Annotated in this window: 18 protein-coding genes; 7 read left to right on the top strand and 11 right to left on the bottom strand. The window is 71.7% G+C overall.

The genetic code is table 11. The features are described 5' to 3' along the window. Positions 1 to 34: 34 nt before the first annotated feature. A complete protein-coding gene (gene wrbA / locus WH85_RS18135) occupies positions 35 to 640 on the bottom strand; it encodes an NAD(P)H:quinone oxidoreductase (RefSeq protein WP_045743070.1) in 606 nt (201 codons plus the stop codon). A gap of 65 nt (positions 641 to 705) precedes the next feature. After that, complete coding sequence (locus WH85_RS18140; protein ID WP_045743071.1) at positions 706 to 981, bottom strand: isoamylase early set domain-containing protein; 276 nt, start codon at positions 979 to 981, stop codon at positions 706 to 708. Between the two features lie 85 nt (positions 982 to 1,066). Between WH85_RS18140 and WH85_RS18145 the strand changes: the two genes are divergently transcribed. Next, positions 1,067 to 1,522: a GNAT family N-acetyltransferase gene (locus WH85_RS18145; RefSeq protein ID WP_045743119.1), complete on the top strand. Its 456-nt coding sequence runs from the start codon at positions 1,067 to 1,069 to the stop codon at positions 1,520 to 1,522. Here the strand turns inward: WH85_RS18145 and hemQ are convergent. The 3 genes from hemQ to hemE form a co-directional block, all read right to left on the bottom strand. Beyond that, positions 1,506 to 2,207: a hydrogen peroxide-dependent heme synthase gene (hemQ, locus tag WH85_RS18150; protein ID WP_045743072.1), complete on the bottom strand. Its 702-nt coding sequence runs from the start codon at positions 2,205 to 2,207 to the stop codon at positions 1,506 to 1,508. The two genes, WH85_RS18145 and hemQ, sit on opposite strands and share 17 nt — an antisense overlap. After that, positions 2,204 to 3,595 carry a protoporphyrinogen oxidase gene (gene hemG / locus WH85_RS18155; protein WP_045743073.1) on the bottom strand — a complete coding sequence of 464 codons (1,392 nt, stop codon included), beginning with the start codon at positions 3,593 to 3,595 and terminating at the stop codon, positions 2,204 to 2,206. The genes hemQ and hemG overlap by 4 nt, the downstream gene beginning before the upstream one ends. A gap of 93 nt (positions 3,596 to 3,688) precedes the next feature. After that, positions 3,689 to 4,723, bottom strand: coding sequence for a uroporphyrinogen decarboxylase (gene hemE / locus WH85_RS18160; protein ID WP_045743074.1), 1,035 nt, complete (start codon positions 4,721 to 4,723; stop codon positions 3,689 to 3,691). 82 nt (positions 4,724 to 4,805) lie between these two features. Between hemE and WH85_RS18165 the strand changes: the two genes are divergently transcribed. Further along, complete coding sequence (locus tag WH85_RS18165) at positions 4,806 to 5,378, top strand: DUF3000 domain-containing protein (protein WP_045743075.1); 573 nt, start codon at positions 4,806 to 4,808, stop codon at positions 5,376 to 5,378. Between the two features lie 270 nt (positions 5,379 to 5,648). Here WH85_RS18165 and WH85_RS18170 read toward each other — a convergent pair whose 3' ends face one another. Next, entirely contained in the window at positions 5,649 to 6,752 is a 1,104-nt protein-coding gene (locus tag WH85_RS18170; RefSeq protein ID WP_045743076.1) for a S1C family serine protease, read from the bottom strand. A 161-nt stretch (positions 6,753 to 6,913) separates the two neighbouring features. Here WH85_RS18170 and WH85_RS18175 point away from each other — a divergent pair, with 161 nt between their 5' ends. The 4 genes from WH85_RS18175 to WH85_RS18190 all read left to right on the top strand — a co-directional run bounded on the left by WH85_RS18175 (position 6,914) and on the right by WH85_RS18190 (position 12,876). Next, positions 6,914 to 8,227, top strand: a complete 1,314-nt coding sequence (locus tag WH85_RS18175; protein WP_083449076.1) for an HRDC domain-containing protein — start codon at positions 6,914 to 6,916, stop codon at positions 8,225 to 8,227. 244 nt (positions 8,228 to 8,471) lie between these two features. Further along, positions 8,472 to 9,668, top strand: coding sequence for a thiolase family protein (locus WH85_RS18180; RefSeq protein WP_045743078.1), 1,197 nt, complete (start codon positions 8,472 to 8,474; stop codon positions 9,666 to 9,668). Further along, positions 9,665 to 11,725, top strand: a complete 2,061-nt coding sequence (locus WH85_RS18185; protein WP_045743079.1) for a 3-hydroxyacyl-CoA dehydrogenase NAD-binding domain-containing protein — start codon at positions 9,665 to 9,667, stop codon at positions 11,723 to 11,725. Before WH85_RS18180 ends, WH85_RS18185 begins: the two co-directional genes overlap by 4 nt. A 152-nt stretch (positions 11,726 to 11,877) precedes the next feature. Continuing rightward, positions 11,878 to 12,876, top strand: a complete 999-nt coding sequence (locus WH85_RS18190; RefSeq protein ID WP_045743080.1) for a hypothetical protein — start codon at positions 11,878 to 11,880, stop codon at positions 12,874 to 12,876. Between the two features lie 58 nt (positions 12,877 to 12,934). Here WH85_RS18190 and WH85_RS18195 read toward each other — a convergent pair whose 3' ends face one another. Together WH85_RS18195 and WH85_RS18200 are read right to left on the bottom strand one after the other, a co-directional pair. Continuing rightward, positions 12,935 to 14,152: a sensor histidine kinase gene (locus WH85_RS18195; protein WP_083449077.1), complete on the bottom strand. Its 1,218-nt coding sequence runs from the start codon at positions 14,150 to 14,152 to the stop codon at positions 12,935 to 12,937. Further along, positions 14,149 to 14,823 carry a response regulator transcription factor gene (locus WH85_RS18200; RefSeq protein WP_045743081.1) on the bottom strand — a complete coding sequence of 225 codons (675 nt, stop codon included), beginning with the start codon at positions 14,821 to 14,823 and terminating at the stop codon, positions 14,149 to 14,151. Before WH85_RS18200 ends, WH85_RS18195 begins: the two co-directional genes overlap by 4 nt. Before the next feature lie 295 nt (positions 14,824 to 15,118). Here WH85_RS18200 and WH85_RS18205 point away from each other — a divergent pair, with 295 nt between their 5' ends. Continuing rightward, positions 15,119 to 15,493 (top strand): hypothetical protein, encoded by a 375-nt coding sequence (locus WH85_RS18205; RefSeq protein ID WP_045743082.1) that lies wholly within the window; start codon positions 15,119 to 15,121, stop codon positions 15,491 to 15,493. Between the two features lie 122 nt (positions 15,494 to 15,615). On the opposite strand, the gene WH85_RS18210 is transcribed toward WH85_RS18205, so the two are convergent. The 3 genes from WH85_RS18210 to WH85_RS18220 are packed head-to-tail and all read right to left on the bottom strand — an operon-like array spanning position 15,616 to position 19,659. Then, positions 15,616 to 16,902 (bottom strand): outer membrane protein assembly factor BamB family protein, encoded by a 1,287-nt coding sequence (locus tag WH85_RS18210; RefSeq protein WP_045743083.1) that lies wholly within the window; start codon positions 16,900 to 16,902, stop codon positions 15,616 to 15,618. 50 nt (positions 16,903 to 16,952) lie between these two features. Continuing rightward, the gene (locus WH85_RS18215) at positions 16,953 to 18,305 is read right to left on the bottom strand and encodes an outer membrane protein assembly factor BamB family protein (protein WP_045743084.1); all 1,353 of its coding nucleotides are present in this window, start codon (positions 18,303 to 18,305) and stop codon (positions 16,953 to 16,955) included. A gap of 28 nt (positions 18,306 to 18,333) precedes the next feature. Continuing rightward, the gene (locus tag WH85_RS18220) at positions 18,334 to 19,659 is read right to left on the bottom strand and encodes an outer membrane protein assembly factor BamB family protein (RefSeq protein WP_045743085.1); all 1,326 of its coding nucleotides are present in this window, start codon (positions 19,657 to 19,659) and stop codon (positions 18,334 to 18,336) included. Positions 19,660 to 19,683 lie beyond the last annotated feature (24 nt).

Genomic DNA, 19,683 nt, shown 5'->3' on the forward strand with positions numbered 1-19,683 from the left:
CGAAAACCTAGCGCCCCGGCGGGGACCGCCGCGATCAGGCGCGCAGCTTCCCGGCGATCGTCACAATCCGGGTCGCCAGATGATCCAGGGCCGCCAGCTGGGCGTCACCGAGAGGCGCGTCGTTACCGCCGCCGGTGACGTGCGAGACACCGTACGGGTTACCGTCGGCGAACTTCAGCGGATCGGTGTACCCGGGAGCCACCACCACACCGCCGAAGTGGTAGATCGTGTTGTAGAGGGCGAGCAGCGTCGACTCCTGGCCGCCGTGCTCGGTCATCGAGGCGGTGAACCCGGCATACGCCTTGTTCGCCAGCAGACCCTGCCCCCACTGCGGTCCGAGCGTGTCGATGAACTGCTTGAGCTGGCTCGACACGTTGCCGTACCGGGTCGGGGTGCCGATCAGCACCGCGTCGGCCCAGACCACGTCGTCCGCGGTCGCCTTCGGCTCGTCCTTGGTCCGGTCGAAGTGCTGACTCCAGGCCGCGTTCGAGGCGATCGCCTCCTTCGGGGCCAGTTCCGGGACCTGACGCAGGCGTACCTCCGCACCCGCCTTCCGCCCCGCGTCGCGCAACCGCTCGGCCATGCCGTGCACGGTCCCGGTCGACGAGTAGTAGATGATCGTGAGCTTGACGTCAGCCACGGTGGCTCCCTCTGCAGATTCGGCTACCGATCAAGCGAATAGCCTCGGCGAGGGCGGTGAACTGCTTATAGGCGGATTTCGCTACCATGCGGCCCGACCACGTCGGCCTGCTCGTCGTCGAGCCACACGCCGTCGGTCGCCAGGTAGCGGAACTTGTAGTGGCCGGGGTCCAACGGGACGCTGACGGTCCGCGTACCGTTGCGCCGGACCTGCATCTCGTGCCGCCCGGGCTGCCAGTCGTTGAAGTCGCCGACCACACTGACCGTCCCGGCCGGCTCGTCGGCGGGCAGCGAGAAGGTCACCCGGGTCTTGTTCCCGAAGAGCTTGCTGCGCTTGATCATGTGTCCTCCAAAAACGACCCGGACCCCAATCCGTATAACGGCAGGAGTCGCCGGGACGTGAGGACACGCCGCCTAAGCTGTGCGGATGCACCCAGCACCGCATGATGACCTACGTGTCGCCTCATTCCGGGACCTCGACACCACGACGCTGTACGCCATCCTGAGACTGCGCTCGGACGTGTTCGTAGTGGAGCAGAACTGCGCCTATCCCGACCCGGACGGGCGGGACACCGAACCCGGCACCCGGCACCTGTGGTTCGAGCGTGACGGCGAGATCCGCGCCTATCTGCGGATCCTCGCCGACCACGGGGTGGAACGGATCGGCCGGGTGGTGACCGCCCCGGACGCACGGGGTCACGGACTGGCCGGAAAGCTGATCACCGAGGCGCTGGCCGTGATCGGCAACCGCCCGAGCGTGCTGGACGCCCAGGCGCACCTACGGGACTTCTACGCCCGGTTCGGGTTCGAGGTGACCGGCCCGGAGTACGTGGAGGACGGCATCCCCCACGTACCCATGAAGCGGGTCACGGCAGGTCGTTGACCAGCTCGGTGATCGAACGGCGACGGCCGGTGTAGAACGGGACCTCCTCGCGGACGTGCAGCCGCGCCCGCGAGGCCCGCAGCTCCCGCATCAGGTCGACGATGCGGTGCAGCTCGTCGGCCTCGAACGCCAGCATCCACTCGTAGTCGCCGAGCGCGAACGACGCCACCGTGTTGGCGCGCACGTCCGGGAACGGCCGGGCCATCTTGCCGTGCTCGGCGAGCATCTGGCGACGCTCCTCCTCCGGCAGGACGTACCACTCGTAAGAGCGGACGAACGGGTACACGCAGATGTAGTGCCGGGCCTCCTCGCCGGCCAGGAACGCCGGCAGGTGACTGCGGTTGAACTCGGCCGGGCGGTGCAGCGCCATCTGCGACCAGACCGGGGTCAGGTGCCGGCCCAGACCGGTGCGGCGGAACTTGCTGTACGCGTCCTGCAGCGCGTCCGAGGACGACGAGTGCCACCAGATCATCACGTCGGCGTCGGCCCGCAGACCGGCCAGGTCGTAGGTGCCGCGGATGGTCACGTCCTTCTCGGCCAGCTGCGCGAAGAGCGTGTCGACCTCACCGGCCAGGTCGTCGCGGAGCGCCGGCAACGGCGACGCGACCTTGAACACCGACCACATCGTGTAGCGGATGGTGGCGTTCAGCTCATTGATCCGCGCCGCGTTGGTCTGCTCGCTCATTGTTCCTCCAAGTACTTGCAAACATCTTCCGCGGCACGCTCACCGCTGGCGATACACACCGGAATGCCGACACCGTCGAATGCCGCGCCCGCCAGCGCCAGGCCGTCCGGCAGCTCCGCGCGGGCGGCCACGATCCGGTCGGCGTGCCCCGGCGCGTACTGCGGAAGACCACCGCCCCACCGCTGGACCCAGGACGCGGTCGGCGTCGGCAGACCGGTTCCGATCAGTTCGCCGAGTTCCTTGCGCGCCACCTCGAGCAGCGCGTCGTCGTCGAGGTGCAGACGTTCCTCCTCGCCGGCGCGTCCCAGCGACGCCCGCACGATCACCGGACCGTCCCCGCCGTCCAGATGCGGCCACTTGTGCGTGAAGAACGTCGCGGCCTTGACCAGCGACCCCGCACCGGGCGGCACCAGGAATCCGGACAGGTCGGGCAGGCTCGTCCCGGGCGGCAGGGCGAGGCCGGCCAGCGCCACACTCGCATACTCCAGCCGGCCCACCGCCTCTGCGGCACCGGGAGCGACCGCCGACAGCAGCCGGGCCGCCGGCCTGGCCGGCACCGCCAGGATCACCGCATCGACGTGCTCGGTCTCCGGGGCAGCCGCCGGGCCGAGCGTCAATTCCCAGCCCTTCGGGGTACGCGTGACCGCACGCACCGCCGTGCCCAGCCCGATCCGCGCGCCCCCGGCCGCCGCGGCCCGCTCGACCAGCCGGGCCATCCCGCCGTTCACCGCCGCGAACACCGGCCGTCCGGGAACCCGGCGGCTCTGCGCCTGCGCCGCGCGGACCGCGTCCCGCAGGGTGTGCTCGGTCTCCGCGGTCCGGGCCAGTTGCGGCATGGTGACCCGCAACGACAGCCGGTCGGCGCGTCCCGCGTACACCCCGCCGAGCATCGGATCGACCAGCCGGTCCACCACCTCGGCGCCGTACCGCGCGCGGACCAGCTCACCGACCGCGATGTCCTGGCCGGGCGCGAGCAGCGGACGGCCCTCGTCACGGTCCGCACCGGCCTCCGCAAGCGCCACCCCGTCCAGGGTCGACAGATCTCCCGGCACACCGACCAGGGTGCCGCCCGGGATCGGGGCGAGACGCCCGCCGATCGCCAGCGCCGCGGGCCGGGCCGCCGGGTGCACCAGGTCGTCGCCGAGGCCGATCCGCCGGGCCAGGGCCACCGCCGCGGACTCGGCCCCGTCCGGGCCGCTGTTGAGGAAGGACTCGGCGCCGCGCTCCACGGTCAGGCCGCCCAGCTCACCGGTGCGCAGCTTGCCGCCGAGGGCGTCACCCTGCTCGTACACCACCAGGTCGGCGTCCGGCCCGAGAAGATCCCGCAGACGCACGGCGGCCGCCAGTCCGGCGATGCCGCCGCCGATCACCGCGATCCGCTTGCGCACGTTCCTCACACTCCCAGGTCTGTTCCGGCGGCACCCGCCGGGGTCCGAGTCTGTGACGGTCCGGCCCACCGCCACAGGGTCATAGGTCCCGGGTCAGCGGGCACTTTCCTCGTGGATCAGCGCGACCAAGCGGGTCAGCATCTCCGGGTCGGTCTCCGGCATCACACCGTGGCCGAGGTTGAACACGTGACCGGGCGCCGCGGTGCCCTGCCGCAGGACCCGCCGGGCCTCGCGCTGCACGGTCTCCCAGCCGGCGAACAGGATCGCCGGGTCCAGGTTGCCCTGCACCGCCTTGTCCGGCCCGATCAGCCCGGTGGCGACGTCCAGCGGGGTACGCCAGTCGACGCCGACCACGTCCGCGCCCGCCTCGCCCATCGCCTTCAGCAGCATCCCGGTCCCCACACCGAAGTGGATCCGGGGCACACCCGCGTCGGCCAGGCCGCTCAGCACCCCGGCCGAATGCGGCATCACGTATTCGCGGTAGTCGGCCTCGGAGAGCGCCCCGGCCCACGAGTCGAACAGCTGCACCGCGCTCACCCCGGCCTCGACCTGCGTCCGCAGGAACGTCAGCGTGATGTCGGCGAGCCGGGACAGCAGGGCGTGCCAGAGCTTCGGCTCCGCGTACATCATGGCCTTGGTCTTCAGGTAGGTCCGCGACGGACCGCCCTCGATGAGGTAGCTGGCCAGCGTGAACGGCGCACCGGCGAAGCCGATCAGCGGGGTGGTGCCCAGCTCGGCGACCAGCAGCCGCACCGACTCGGCGACGAAGTCCACATCGTCCGCGGTGATCGGGCGCAGGCGCTCCAGATCGGTCTCGGCACGCACCGGCTCGGCCACCACCGGGCCGGTGCCGGCCACGATGTCGAGATCGATGCCGGCCGCCGCGAGCGGCACCACGATGTCGCTGAACAGGATCGCCGCGTCCACCCCGTGCCGGCGCACCGGCTGCAGGGTGATCTCGGTGACCAGATCGGGGCGGCGGCACGACTCGAGCATGCCGATCCCCGCCCGGATCTTGCGGTATTCGGGCAGCGAGCGCCCGGCCTGCCGCATGAACCAGACCGGCGTGTGCGAACCGGGAAGGCCGCGGCACGCGCGGAGGAAGGGGGAATCGTCGAGAACCGTCACCGAGCCATGGTGACACGTGAGTGAAGCGACCCGGCGGCGCGGCGAGCACGGACCATCCGGTAGATCGGCATAGTCTTCCACCATGGCGTCCCCCTCCGCTGCCCCCGAGGCGTTCACCCGCGCCGTCGCCGGGTTACGCGCGGATTCGCCGTGGACGGAGATCCTGCTCGAGGAGATCGCCCCGCCCCAGCGTCTCGCGCCTTTCGCGTTCGCCCTCAGCGCCACCGTCCTCCGCGGCGGCGACGAGGTCGCGAGCGGCCGGCTCATCCTGCTGCACGACCCGGCCGGGCACGACGCCTGGCAGGGTGACCTGCGTCTGGTCACCCTGGTCACCGCGGAACTCGAGTCCGATCTCGCCACCGATCCGCTGCTGCCCGACGTGGCCTGGACCTGGCTGACCGACGCGCTGGACCAGAACGCGGCGGCCTACACCGCGATCGGCGGCACGATCACGCAGACCGCGTCCACCCGGTTCGGCGAGCTGGCCGGCCCGGAACCCACCGCCGACCTGGAGGTCCGCGCGTCCTGGACGCCGACGTCCGGCGACTTCGGTGCGCACCTGCGCGGCTGGTGCGCGATGTTGGCCTCGACGGCCGGCCTGCCGCCGCCCGGTGTCTCGTCGCTCACCGACCGCCACCACGCCCCGGCCTCCTGACCCCGGTGTGTTGACTTCGGGCGCTCTGAACGCCCGAACTCAACACACCCACAGCGGTGTGGAGAGTTAAGGCGGCCTGGACGCCCAAATTCAACACACCCATGGCTGTGTGTTGAATTTGGGCGCTCTGCGCGCCAAAAGTCACCACATCTGCCGGGGTGTGGTGACTTTGGGCGTCCAGAGCGCCGAAATTCAACACACCTGCCGGGGTGTGGTGACTTTGGGCGCTCTGGACGCCGAAAGTCAACACACGCGGTTGGGGAGTGGGGGTCAGCCCTCGCCGCAAGCACCCATCTCGGTGCAGGCCAGCTCGATCCGGATGGCCAGGCCGATGCCCTCGGCGTCGCGGGCCTTCGCGGTGGCGATCCCGACGACCTTCTTGTTCGCGTTGACCACCGGGCCGCCGGAGTTGCCCGGGTTGATCGGCGCGTCGAACTGGATGGCCGGGCCGGCCGAGTCGTCGTCGCGCAGCGCGCTGATCACGCCGGAGGTGACCGAGTCGTCCAGGCCGAGCGGCGCGCCGACGGCGAGCACCGGCTGACCGGCCTTGACCGCGGTGAACTCCACGTCGAGCGGCTCGATCTCGGTGCTGGTCCGCAGCAGGGCCAGGTCCCGGTCCGGGGCGACCTTGACGATGGTCGCCGCGATCTGCCGGTCACCCCGCTCCAGCTGTACGTCCCGGTCGCCGTCCTCGAAGACCTCCTCGACCACGTGATAGTTGGTGAAGAGGCTGGTAGCGCCGCCGTTGGTGGTGCCGACCGCGAACGCGGTCCCGGTGAAGTCACCGGCCCGGACCCGGAAGACGCTGGGCAGCACGGCCTCGGAGACACCCTCCGGGTCGAAGGCCGCGGCGGGCTGCTGGTCCAGTCCGGCGCTGCCGCTCGCGACCGCCTCGGTCAGGTCCGAGCTGCTCTTGATCAGGGTCTCCACCCGGAAGGCCTGCCACGCCGAGACCACGATCAACGCGCCGACCAGCACCATGCCGAGCGTCTTGACCGGGAAACCACGGCGGGCCCGGGGCGCGGGCCCCGGCGCGTACGCCGGCTCCGGAGCCGTGCTCCACTGCGGCTGCTGGGGGTGTTGCGGCTGCTGTGCCTGCTGGTACTGGGCCCAGGGGTCGGGCTGCGGCTGCGCGTACTGGGGCTGTTGCTGGGACGGCTGCGTCCAGGAATCCTGCTGGGACCACGGGTCCTGCGGCGCCCAGTGCTGCTGCGGTTGTTGCGGCTGCTGCTGGGACGGCTGCGCCCAGGAGGGCTGCTGCTGCTCCCAGGAGAGATCAGTGCGCCAGTCGTCGTTCGGCCGGGCCCAGCTCTCCTCGCGCCTCCGGCGGGGGTCGTCGCCGGAAGCGGGCGTGAAGGGCTCGAAAGAGGTCACTGGCGCGGCCTTCCCGTGGTCTCGGTGCTGCCGACAGGTGATACGCACCGGAACGCCCAACGGATGAGTTCCGGGCGAAGATCGGATGACGAAGATCGGGAATCGACGCGCCGGACCCCGGCTGCGCACGACAGGGCCACCGTCCCCCGTAGGGTTACGGAGTGACCGACGAAGCACCCCTGCGCCGTCGGGACTCGCCGGACACAGCAGGGGACGGACCGCACGAAGTGCCGCCCGGCCCGAGTTCTGGCGGTTCCGAGCAAGAGCCATCCGCAACACCGTTGACCGCACCCCGTGAGGGGACCCCGAGACCCGTGGAGACCGCGGCCGCATTGGCCGAGGTCGTCGCGCGTATGGCCGCGGGCACCGGCCCGGTGGCCGTGGACGCCGAACGGGCCTCCGGCTACCGCTACACCCAGCGGGCCTACCTCGTACAGCTGCGCCGCGCCGGCGCCGGGACCGTCCTGCTGGACCCGCTGCCGCTGGACGACCTGCACACCCTGGACGAGGCCCTGGCCGACACCGAGTGGGTGCTGCACGCCGCGAGCCAGGACCTGCCCTGTCTCGCCGAGATCGGCATGCGCCCGCGCCGGCTGTTCGACACCGAGCTGGCCGCGCGGCTGGCCGGGTTCGAGCGGGTCGGCCTGGCCGCGCTCACCGAGCAGCTGCTCGGCTACTCGCTGGAGAAACACCATTCGGCGGCGGACTGGTCGACCCGGCCGCTGCCGGAGTCCTGGCTGACGTACGCCGCCCTGGACGTCGAGCTGCTGACCGACCTGCGTGACCTGCTGGCCGCCGAGTTGGAGCGGCAGGGCAAGACCGCGTGGGCCGCCGAGGAGTTCGAGGCGCTGGTGGCCTCCGCGGACCGGCCGCCCCGGGTCCGCCCCGACCCGTGGCGCCGCACCTCCGGCATCCACCGGGTCCGCGGCGCCCGCGCCCAGTCCCGGGTCCGCGCCCTCTGGTACGCCCGGGACGGTGTCGCCGCCCGCCGGGACACCGCCCCCGGCCGGGTCCTGCCCGACACCGCGATCGTCGCCGCCGCCGAGTCGGATCCGAAGGAGGAGCGCACCCTGCTCGCCATCGCCGGCTTCGGGGGACGCTCGGTCCGCCGTCTCGCCAAGATCTGGCTGGACGCGCTGGATCAGGCCCGTGCCCTGCCGGACGACGCGCTGCCGGTGAACCAGCCGGTGGACGGTCCGCCCCCGCCGCATCGCTGGGCCGAGCGTGACCCGGTGGCCGCGGCCCGGCTGGCCCGGTGCCGGCAGGTCGTGGTGGGCACCGCCGAGAAGCACAACCTGCCCCCGGAGAACCTGATCAGCCCGGACTTCATCCGGCGGCTGGCCTGGTCGCCGCCGGACGAGGTGTCCCCGCAGACGGTCGGTGACACGCTGCGCGGTTTCGGCGCCCGTAACTGGCAGGTCGGCCTGATCGCCGACCGCATCGCCGAGGTCCTCCCCGACCCGTCCGCCACCTGACCGACCGGGTTTTGCGGGGTTGAGCGCCACCACTCACGCAGGTCGCCTCGGAGGGCTTCACGTTTTGGACGCGTCAGCGGCCAGTGAAGTTCTTCGGGGCCCTCGGCGGGAGCGACGGTCCGCACCCACCACCCCGCTACGACATCCTGATCTCGATGTTGATTCTCAAGGGGATGGCACCCTCTAGTTACCGGCGAGTAGCATTGCCGACACATTTGGGTTCACGCCCGCAAGGAGGCTTGCTGTGCCCCGTGAAGTACGCGAGGTCGTCTTCGTCGACGGCGTCCGCACCCCGTTCGGCAAGGCCGGCGGCATGTATGCCGAGACCCGCGCCGACGACCTGGTGATCCGATGCATCCGAGAGCTGATCAAGCGGAACCCCCAGCTCCCGCTGGACCGGGTGGACGAGGTCGCCATCGCGGCCACCACCCAGACCGGTGACCAGGGCCTGACCATCGGCCGCACCGCGGCCCTGCTGTCGGGCCTGCCGAAGACCGTCCCGGGCTACGCCGTCGACCGGATGTGCGCGGGTGCGATGACCGCGGTCACCAACGTCGCCGGCGGCATCGCCATGGGGGCATACGACATCGCGTTCGCGGGCGGCGTCGAGCACATGGGCCGGCACCCGATGGGTGAGGGCGCCGACCCCAACCCGCGGATCCTGGCGGAGAAACTGGTCGACCCGTCCGCCCTGGTGATGGGCGCGACCGCGGAGAACCTGCACGACCGGCTCCCGCACATCACCAAGGAGCGCACCGACGCCTACGGCCTGAACTCGCAGATCAAGACCGCGAAGGCCTATGCGAACGGCAAGCTCCAGCCCGACCTGGTCCCGGTGGCGTTGCGCAGCGCCGAGCAGGGCTGGGGCCTGGCCACCGTGGACGAGGCGCCCCGCGAGACCTCGCTGGAGAAGCTCGCCACGCTGAAGACCCCGTTCCGCCCGCACGGCCGGATCACCGCGGGCAACGCGGCCGGTCTCAACGACGGCGCGACCGCGGCGATCCTGGCCGACGAGGCGACCGCCCGCGAGCTGGGCCTGCCGGTGGCGATGCGGCTGGTGTCCTTCGGCTACGTCGGCGTCGAACCGGAGATCATGGGGTACGGCCCGATCCCGTCGACCGAGAAGGCCCTGGCCAAGGCCGGCCTGACCATCGACGACATCGGCCTGTTCGAGCTGAACGAGGCGTTCGCGGTCCAGGTCCTCGCCTTCCTCGACCACTACGGCATCGCCGACGACGACCCGCGGGTCAACCCGTGGGGCGGTGCGATCGCCATCGGTCACCCGCTGGCGTCCTCCGGCGTGCGCCTGATGACCCAGCTCGCCCGGCACTTCGCCGAGCACCCCGAGGTGCGGTACGGCCTCACCGCCATGTGCATCGGCATCGGCATGGGCGGCACCGTGATCTGGGAGAACCCGAACTGGGAAGGCGCGGCGAAGTGATCTCTCACCCCAAAGAGGTAGTGACCAGGGCCATCGTCCGTCTGGTCAGCGTGCCGGGGCTGGACAAGCAGGCCGCGCTGATCACCCTGGACAACGGTTTCGACCACAAGAAGCCGAACAGTTTCGGCCCGGCCGGGCTGACCTCGCTCGACGAGGCGATCACCACGGCCACCGCGGCGGCGCCCGCCTTCATCGCCGTCACCGGTAAGCCGTACATCTTCTGTGTCGGCGCGGACATCACCGGCATCCCGTTCCTGCAGGACCGCGCCCAGGCCGTCGAGCTCGGCGAGCTCGGCCACCGGGTGTTCGCCCGGCTGAAGGACAGTGCGATCCCGACCTTCGCCTTCATCAACGGCGCGGCGCTCGGCGGTGGCCTCGAGGTCGCCCTGCACTGCCACTACCGCACGGTCTCCGGCGGGGCGGCGGCGCTCGGCCTGCCCGAGGTCGCCATCGGCCTGGTGCCCGGCTGGGGCGGGAGTCAGCTGCTGCCCAACCTGATCGGCATCCCGGGTGCGGCCCAGGTGATCCTGCAGAACCCGCTCACCCAGAAGACGCTACGGCCGAAGCAGGCCGCCGAGCTGGGTGTCGCGGACGTGCTGTTCGAGCCGGCCGACTTCCTGGAGAGTTCGCTCGCGTGGGCTGCCGGTGTCGTCCGGGGCGAGGTCGAGGTGATCCGCCCCGAGGTCGACAAGGACATGTGGGACGGCGTGCTGTACTTCGCCAAGCAGCAGCTCGACGAGAAGCTGCACGGCGCGGTCCCGTCCGCGAACAAGGCGCTCGAGCTGCTCGCACTGGCCAGGGAGGCGTCCTTCGCCGACGGCACCGCCGCCGAGACCCAGGTGCTCGCCGACCTGATCATGGGCGACGAGTCCCGGTCCAGCCTGTACGCGTTCGACCTGGTCCAGCGTCGCGCCAAGCGCCCGGTCGGGGTGCCGGACGCCGGACTGGCCCGCAAGGTCACCAAGGTCGGCATCATCGGCGCCGGCCTGATGGCCTCCCAGCTCGCCCTGCTCTTCCTGCGCCGCCTGCAGGTGCCGGTGGTGCTCACCGACCTGGACCAGTCGCGGGTGGACAAGGGCGTCGGCTACGTCCACGCTCAGATCGACAAGCTGGTCGGCAAGCACCGGATGGACGAGGGCACCGCGGCCAAGCTGCGCGGCCTGGTCAGCGGCTCGGTGGACAAGGCGGTCTTCGCCGACGCCGACTTCGTGATCGAGGCGGTCTTCGAGAACCTCGATCTCAAGAAGCAGATCTGGGCCGAGCTGGAGAAGATCGTCACGCCGGAGGCGGTCCTCGCCACCAACACCAGCTCGCTCTCGGTCACCGCGATGGCGGCCGACCTGGAGCACCCGGAGCGGCTGGTCGGCTTCCACTTCTTCAACCCGGTCGCCGTCCTGCCCCTGCTGGAGATCATCAAGGGCGAGAAGACCGACGACGCCACCCTCTCCACCGCGTTCGCCGTCGGCAAGCAGCTGCGCAAGTCGTCGGTGCTGGTCAAGGACGCCCCGGCGTTCGTGGTGAACCGGGTGCTCACCCGGTTCACCAACGAGGTCTTCCGGGCCGTCGACGCTGGCACGCCGCTGTCGGTGGTGAACGAGGCGTTCGACCCGCTGGGCCTGCCGATGCGCCCGATCGCGCTGCTGCAGCTGGTCGGGCCCGCGGTGGCGTACCACGTGGGCGAGACGCTGCACGCGGCCTTCCCGGACCGGTTCACCGACAGCCCCAACCTCAAGCGGATCGTGGACGCGGGTCTGCCGCTGCTCGTCGACGACGAACTCAACCCCGAGGTGCTCGCGCTGGTGGAGGGCGGTTCCGCGCCGTCCACCGCCGACGAGGTACGCGAGAACACCCTCGCCGCCCTGGCCGAGGAGATCCGGATCATGCTCGACGAGGGTGTGGTCGCCGAGGCGCAGGACATCGACCTGTGCATGGTGCTCGGGGCCGGCTGGCCGTTCCACCTCGGTGGTGTGACGCCCTACCTGGACCGGAGTGGGACCGCCGAACGGGTGACAGGTAAGCGATTCCTGCCACAGGGTGTGGCCGGCGTACCCGCCTGATCGAGGCGTTTTACCCCGGAAAGCCCCGCGTCGTCCGGCGCGGGGCTTTCCGTTGTCCGGATGCCGGAGTCTAGGTGCCGGAAAAGCGGACGGCGGGTGTCGCACCCTGCGGCTAGGCTCCCCGGACGACGAGTACAGATCATGGAGCTTTGATGTCGCAGCCGCCGTTCGGCCCGCCCAACCCCGACTACCCGACCTCGGTGCCGCCGCAACCGGGCCCGCCGCCCGGGTGGCCGGCGCCGGGCCGGCCCGAGTTCGGCCCGCCTGCCTCCGGTCAGCCCGTCTCGGGTCAGCCCGTCTCGGGTCAGCCCGGTTATCCCCCGCCGCCGGGTCACCCGGTCTCCGGCCAGCCCGGTCAGCCCGGCTACGGCCAGCCGGGTTACCCGCCGCCCGGCGCCGACCAGCCCGGTTACGCCCAGCAGCCCGGATACCCGGCTCCCGGCCAGCCCGGCCAGCCCGGTTTCGGCGTGCCGCCGGGTTACCCGCCGGGCCCGCCGCAGAAGAAGTCCAAGGTCCTGCCGATCGTGCTGACCTCGGTCGCCATCTTCCTGGTGCTGTGCATCGGCGGCATCGCCAGCGTGGTCCTGATCGGCAAGAACACCGTCGAGGACGCCAAGGAGGCGTTCGACGCCCTGCCGACCGCCTCGGCGGCGCCCGGCCTGCCGGAGGCGACCGAGACCGAGAACACCTCGTCGGTCACCATCACCGAGCCGAAGACGCTCGGCGGCCGGGAGAAACTGACCGACGGCCAGTTCGCCGGCATCACCGAGCAGATGGAGTCCGGCCTGGCCACCGGCTACCCGGGTGCGGGCACCTCGTTCGGCGCGTTCTACGGCGACGTGGAGAAGCAGAACATCGTGATCGCGATCGCCGTCGAGGCGCCGATCCCGGACCCCGACCTCGCCCTGTCGCAGACCTTCGCCGGCATCGGTCTGGGCGGCCTCAAGGTGAACGACCTCGGCGACGCGAGCACCGGTGACCTCGGTGGCGCGGCGCAGTGCGGCACCGCGGACGCGTCCGGCATCGACGTGGCGGTCTGCAGCTGGGCCGACGAGGGCAGCATCGGCATGGTGATGTGGTATTTCAAGAAGGCCGCCAAGGTGAAGGCCGAGTTCCCGAAGCTGCGGGCGCAGATCGAGAAGAAGAGCTGACCCCTTCTTGCTCGTACGTTCCGGGCCGGCGCGCTGAGCGTGCCGGCCCGGTCCCGTCTCAGGCCTTGACCTTGGGGACGCTCGCGGTGGCGGAGACGACCGGGGTGGCCGACGCACCCGGCAGGACGACCGTGACCTCCAGGCCACCGCCCTCCTGCGCCACCGCGGAGACGGTCCCGCCGTGCGCGTCGCAGACCGCCCGGACGATCGACAGGCCCAGCCCGGACCCCCGCGAGCCGGTACGCTCCCAGCCGCCCCGCCGGAACGGCTCGAACAGCCCCGGCACGTCGGCCGGCTCCACCTCGTATCCGGTGTTGCCGACGATCAGCCGGACCTGGCCGTCCGACGACTCGGTGCGTACCCACAGGCGGCCCAGCAGGTGGTTGTACCGGATCGCGTTCTCGATCAGGTTGCCGGCCAGCCGGTCGAGCAGGCTCGGGTCGCCGACCACCGGCGCCGCCTCCAGGTCGGTGGTGATGTCCAGTTTCAACCGGCCGGCCTCCGCCTTCACCGCGGACAGCGCGTTGTAGACGCTGGTCGCCAGGTCCGCCGGCACCTTGCGGACCAGCCGGCGGCCGGACTGCGCCTCCGACCGGGCGAGCACGAGCAGCGCGTCGACCAGCCCGTTGGCCCGTTCGGAGGCGTTGCGCACCACCTTCGCCATCCGGCGGTACTCCGCCACGTCCGCCTCGTCGTCGCTGAGCGTGACGTCGATCTCGGTGCGCATCACCGCCAGCGGGGTCCGGAGCTCGTGCGACGCGTTGGCGACGAACCGTTTCTGCGACTCGAACGCCGCCGTCAGCCGGTCGAGCATCGCGTCGAAGGTTCGGGCCAGCTCGGCCACCTCGTCGTCCGCCCCGGAGTACCGGATCCGCTGGTCGAGCGTCTCCTCACCGAGCCGCTGGGCGGCCTGGGTGACCGCCTGCAGCGGGCGCAGCGCCCGGCCGGCCACCACGTACGCGCAGGCGATCCCGAGGACGCCGATGCCGACCAGCGCGCTGAGTCCCTTGACCAGCAGCTCCTGGGAGGACTGCGCCTCCATGTCGGCCTGCCAGTCGAGCGCGTCCCGGGTGGTGCCGTCGGCGAGGGACACGGTGGAACCGGCGAGCAGTTCGTCGACCGGGTGCAGCGATTCGCTGACCAGCAGCCAGGCGAGCACCACCAGGACCGCGCCGGCGCCGATCAGCAGGATGCCGTTGAGCAGGGTCAGCCGCAGTCGCAGGGTGGGCCGCGTCCAGATCTGCCAGAGGGTCTTCCGGCCGGGGTAGACCGTCACGACGCCACGACCGGTTCGGGGACCCGGTAACCGGCGCCGACCACGGTCTCGATCAGCGGCGGGTCGCCGATCTTCTTGCGCAGGGTGTTGATGGTCACCCGGACGGTCGTGGTGAACGGGTCGGTGTTGGCGTCCCAGACCCGTTCCAGCAGCTCCTCCGCGGAGACCACGCCGCCGCGGGCCTTGAGCAGTTCCTCCAGGACGCCGAACTCCTTGTTGGTGAGCTCGACCGGCGCGCCTCCGCGGGTGACCACCCGGCGGGTCTGGTCCAGCACCAGGGTGCCGACGACGAGCACCGGCGGCGCCGCGGGGGTGGCCCGTCTGCCGAGCGCCTGCACCCGGGCCACCAGTTCCTCGAAGGCGAACGGCTTGGCCAGGTAGTCGTCGGCACCGAGCTCGAGGCCCTCGACCCGGTCGGCCACCGTGCCGCTGGCGGTGAGCATCAGCACCCGGGTCAGGGTGCCGGAGGCGACCAGGTCAGCACAGATCTCGTCGCCGTGCATGCCGGGCAGGTCGCGGTCGAGGACGAGGACGTCGTACCGCGTGACGAACGCCATCTCGTGTCCTTGCAGACCGTCGTAGGCGACGTCCACCGCCATCCCCTTGCGGCGCAGTCCGCGCGCGATCGCGTCGGCCATGTTCCGCTCGTCTTCCACCACCAGCACCCGCACCGCAGACCTCCGTAGCCGTCCGGTCGATCCCGGCACGGACCGGCACGGGAGGGACGTAGCTGCAGGCTACCGAAGGCATGACACCCCTTCGGATTCCGCGATGCCCCGAGCCGCCCATAGCCACTCGTCACAATTTTGCCGAACGCGACAAATAATTGACGGAATTCGACGCCGAGTGTCCATTTTGAATCGTCACACGGCCCGTTACAGTCCGATTACATAGATCGACTGGAAAATATAAGAACGTTCTACTACCGTCACCGCGGTCACCACCGGAACGAGAAACGGGGAATTGATGAATCCGACGACCAAGCGCGCCGTGGCCATCACCGCGGCGACCACCGCCATCCTGGCCGGCATCACCGCGCCGGCCTCCGCCGCGGTCGCCCAGACCGGGGTCGGCTGCTCGGCGCCGTCCTTCTACAACCCGCTCAACGGCCGGAGCTGCAACACCGGAACGATCAGCACGACCAGCGCACACACCCTGTACATCAGCGTCTCGACCCGGGGCAGCGACAGCCCGTGGCGGGTGTGGGACGTGAACACCGGCGTCATCATCGCGCAGGGCAAGGGCTCGACCAGCAGGACCGTCACCGGCCTCTACGGCACTTACAAGGGCCGGCTGCCCAGCGCCTACGCGTACGACCGCATCGACATCCGGAACTACTAGTCGGCAACGATCGGCTGATTGGTCATTCCGCGGCGACGGGGGTGCCGGGCGTTACCTCCCGGCGTCGACCGCGGAATCATGAGAACGGGGCCGGAATTCTCCTCCGGTCCCGTTCTCGCATTCTAAGAACGCCACACCCCGATCCGATAGTCGGAACGGCGGCAGACCAGCGTGCCGGCGGCGAACCGGCAGTCGCCGATGGCCTCCTCCGCCGCACCCAGCATCCGCACCCGCGCCCGGGGCAGGTCGAGGACCCCGTAGAAGATCCGGCCCTCCCCCTCGGCGGCCCGGAACACCCAGGCGGTCCGCGGCTCCGGGCCCGGGCCACCGCTGCGCCACGGCCCCACCTGACCGAGCACGTCGCCGGTGGCCGGATCGAGCACGTGCAACGCCGGGACGGCGGTGTCCGGCGCCCCGGCCAGCAGGTAGTCCCCCACCGGCTCCGCCGACTCCCACCGGTCCGACGACCACCGTTCCAGGCCGGTCCGCGCATCGATCACCACGACCCCGCGTTGCGGCAGGTACGCGCAGATCAGCTCCCCGCACCCGGTCGGCCCCCTGTACCAGGTCAGGTTCAGGCCGCTCCGCCACCGCGGGGCGAGCCCGGCGCTCGCGTCGTATCCGGTGGTGCCCTGGTCACCGGCACCGATCATGACCAGTTCGCCGGCCGCCCACAGCACCACACCCCCGCTGCGGCGTTCCGGCACGTCCACCTGGGCCGTCACCCGGCCGGTCCGGGTGTCCCGCGCCTGCAGCCGGCCGTCCCGGGTCATCATGTACAGCCACTGCGGATATCCACAGGTCCAGGTGGACAGGGTCACGTCGTCGCCGAGGCCCTCGTGCACCGTCCAGCGGGACTCGCCGGTCTCCAGGTCGACGCCGTGCCACTCGGTCAGCCCGGCGCCGACCACCTCCTCCTGACGGATCACCGCGACGCCGTCGGCCACCGACACCCCGTGGGACAGCGCCGGGCGTTCCCACAGCGGCTCGGGCACCCCGCCACGCAGCGCGATCGTGCTGAACACGCCGCTCTGAGGGTTCTGCACGGTGACCAGCATCCGGTCGTCACCGGCGTCCACGATGTTCACCACCTCGCCGCCGACCGCGAACGTGTTGCGGAACAACCGGCGGCCGGACGGCAAGGCGTACGCCTGCACGGTCCGCCGGCTGGTCGCCCGCCCGCTGATCACGAAGAGCCGGTCACCGGCGACCGTCATGGTGTCGCCGCGGGCCGCGGGCAGCAGCAGGGGCGGCTCCGGCCGGTCCGTCGCGCCCGCCGCCGACATGGTCAGGAGCAGCAGCATCGACACGACGGCAAGCAGCGAGCGCCGCGGCACCGGCGGCTCCCGTGTCTCGGCCCGTGCGGCACCGCGCGGCATCTCGCCGAGGTCGATCCGGTTCTCGCTCACACCGGGCCCCCCGATCGGCGGCGATCCCCCTCATTCTGCCGCCGGCGGTCTCAGAACCGGTACGCCCAGATCCGCAGATCCTGCCCGTTCGGGCACACCACGTAGCGGTCGTCGGCCTGGCAGTCCCCGTCGCCGACCCGGGCCGCACCGAGCAGCCGGACCTCGGCGTGCCCCGGCGGCACCGCCCCGAACGCCGCCTCGCCGTCCCCGGCCGTCCGCCGCAGCACCAGCGGGCCGGCCGCCGGCCCGTCCAGCGCCTCGGACCATCCGGACAGCTCCCGCCGGATCCGGCCGGTGTGCGCGTCCGCCAGCCGCAGCGGGGCGCCCGTCTCGGCGTCGGTCTCCAGCACGTGACCGGCGCGCATGCTCAGGTCGACGGCGTCCACCACGGTCCAGACCGGTCGCGCGGTGCGCGGATCCAGCACACTCAGGTCGCCCCGGTCCCCGGCGCAGAGCACCTGGTCGCAGTCGGCCGGCTCGGCCTGCATGTCCGGGATGTCGCGGCTCCAGAGCTGTTCCAGGGTCCGCAGGTCGTAGCCCACCTGACGGCTCGCCTGGTCGTACCGGACCAGCACCACGTCGCCGAGGATCGCACCGTTGCTCGGCCAGGATCCGGCCACCTTGGGCAGCGCGGCCGCCCGCACCACCGTCCCGCTGCGCCCGTCCCGCAACTCCAGACCGGTCGCCGAGGTGATCAGCACGGACGGCTGCCCGGCCACGGCCGGCTCGACGTTGACCGAACCCGGCGCCTGCGCGGTCCACAACACCTGACCGGTGACAAGGTCGACGCCGCGGACGTCGGTGCGGATCGGCGGCTCGGTGTGCGGCGCGCCGTCGGCCGAGAAATAGAGCATGCCGGGATCGCCGGACTCCTGGTCGTACTCGGTGCCGGCCCGGAACACCACATCGGTGACGATCCCGGTGCCGCCCGCGGCCAGCGGCGTGACCGGGCTGGTCCTGGTCCACCGCGTGTGGCCGTCCGCCGCGTCCAGCGCCGTGGTGTTCAGCCGGTCGCCGACCAGCACCACGTCACCGGCGGCGCTCACCGTGATCCGGGAGAGGAAGAGCCCGCGGACCGCGTCCCGCGGCGCGACGATCCGCGCGGTCCACAGCCGCCGCAGGCCGTCCGCCGGGTCCCAGGCGCTCAGCTCCCGGTCCGGAAAGGTCGCCGAGAGTGTGTAGATCCGCCCGCCGACCAGCTGGGCCGGCGACTCGGCGACGTTACCGCCGGCCACCTCGCCGAGCAGACGCCAGAACATGCCGGCCGCGGGTGCCGCCCCGCCCAGGGCGATCACCAGGACCACCGCCACCAGCAGACCGGTCCGGCGGTAGCGCCACGGCGGGGGTTGCCGGCCCGGCGCGGGGCCGGGCGTCGCGTCGAGGTCCAGCTCGATCAGCGTCACGCGACAACCCTCAATCAGTACGCGCGGATCAGCCCGCGCCCGCCGTCGTCAGGTACTCCCCGACCACGAGCTCGCCGTACATCGACCGGCAGATCAGCCGGCTCGGCGCCGCCCGGCACTCACCGGTCCCCTGCGGGAGCTCGGCCACCAGGCGGGGCCGCGCGGCCCCCGGGGCCACGACCGCGACCATGGTACGCGTCCCGTCGCCGGCCATCCGGGTCAGCAGCATCTCGCCGTGTCCCGGATCGCCGCTGACCGGCCGCCATCCGCCCAGGTCCACGACCGGACGGCCGGTCGCCGTGTCGGCCACCGCGATCGGGTCGTCCCCGCCCGGCGACCCGTACGCGACCAGCCGCGAGCCGTACGTCTCGACCCCGGTCCAACCCGGCTGCGACCACTTCTCGTCCCCGGTGAACGGCTCGACCGCCCGGACGCCGTCCACCCCGATCAGGCAGGCCAGGTCCCCGCACACCCGGATCGCCCGGGTCCGGTGGAACGGCCTGCTCCAGATCTGCCGCATGTCCACCGGGTCGTACGCGGTCACCGCCATGCCGTCCGGTCCGGGGTGTCGCAGCAGCACCACGCCACCGGCCACCACCGGGTTCTCCGGGTCGTAGCCGGCGGCCGGCAGTGCCCGGCCGGCCAGGTGCGCCCCGGACTGCATGTCGTACAGGTCGGCGGTCCGGTCGTCACGGATCAGCAGCATCCGGGACAGGCTGTCCGAGACGCCCGGGACCGGGATCAGCACCGCGGTGGACGGCACCTCCACCCGCCAGCGGGGCAGGCCGGCGTCCGGGTCGATCGCCTCGACGGTGTTCTGCACCCGGCGGCTGCTGGAGAGGCTGCGGACCGCGTCCACCGCGAACATCAGCGGGATGCCCGGGAAGCTGACCACCTCACGGTCGTGCCGCCATTCCCGGGCGCCGGTGCGCAGCGAGAGGGCCGTGGTGCCGGGTTCGGCGGCGCGGTTGGCGGCCCGGGGCCGCAGCAGGAGCATGTCGTTGCCGGTCCGCAGCCGGTAGACCGGGATGTTCTGGCCGACCCGCCAGACGGGTTCGCCGTCGGCCAGCCGGTACGACGTGAGCATCCCGGCACTCTGCAGCAGCAGCCGGCCGTCGTCGGTGAGCGCGTAGGGGTCGCCGGGCCCGATCGGCACCCGGAACACCTCGCGGATCGGCGGGCCGGGCGGCGGCGCCGAGGCCACCGCCCCGAACAGGACGGCCAGCGCGACCAGCGCCGGTCCCAGCCAGAGCGGCGTGGTGCGCCGCCCCGGCCGGGAGTACGTCTCCGGTTCGCCGCGGTCCAGCCCCAGTTCGATGACGACGACCGGCCCGCTCGCGATGTCCGCACCCATCCATCAAAGGTAACGGTTACATAA

The sequence above is a fragment of the Actinoplanes rectilineatus genome, assembly GCF_000962825.1.
In the GTDB taxonomy this organism is placed as follows: domain Bacteria; phylum Actinomycetota; class Actinomycetes; order Mycobacteriales; family Micromonosporaceae; genus Actinoplanes; species Actinoplanes rectilineatus.

What these genes read in the sequence shown, in the direction of transcription:
- WH85_RS18140 (WP_045743071.1), bottom strand. Translation starts at nt 981, where the DNA reads ATGATCAAGCGCAGCAAGCTCTTCGGGAACAAGACCCGGGTGACCTTC.
- WH85_RS18145 (WP_045743119.1), top strand. Translation starts at nt 1,067, where the DNA reads ATGCACCCAGCACCGCATGATGACCTACGTGTCGCCTCATTCCGGGAC.
- hemQ (WP_045743072.1), bottom strand. Translation starts at nt 2,207, where the DNA reads ATGAGCGAGCAGACCAACGCGGCGCGGATCAATGAGCTGAACGCCACC.
- WH85_RS18165 (WP_045743075.1), top strand. Translation starts at nt 4,806, where the DNA reads ATGGCGTCCCCCTCCGCTGCCCCCGAGGCGTTCACCCGCGCCGTCGCC.
- WH85_RS18190 (WP_045743080.1), top strand. Translation starts at nt 11,878, where the DNA reads ATGTCGCAGCCGCCGTTCGGCCCGCCCAACCCCGACTACCCGACCTCG.
- WH85_RS18205 (WP_045743082.1), top strand. Translation starts at nt 15,119, where the DNA reads ATGAATCCGACGACCAAGCGCGCCGTGGCCATCACCGCGGCGACCACC.
- WH85_RS18220 (WP_045743085.1), bottom strand. Translation starts at nt 19,659, where the DNA reads ATGGGTGCGGACATCGCGAGCGGGCCGGTCGTCGTCATCGAACTGGGG.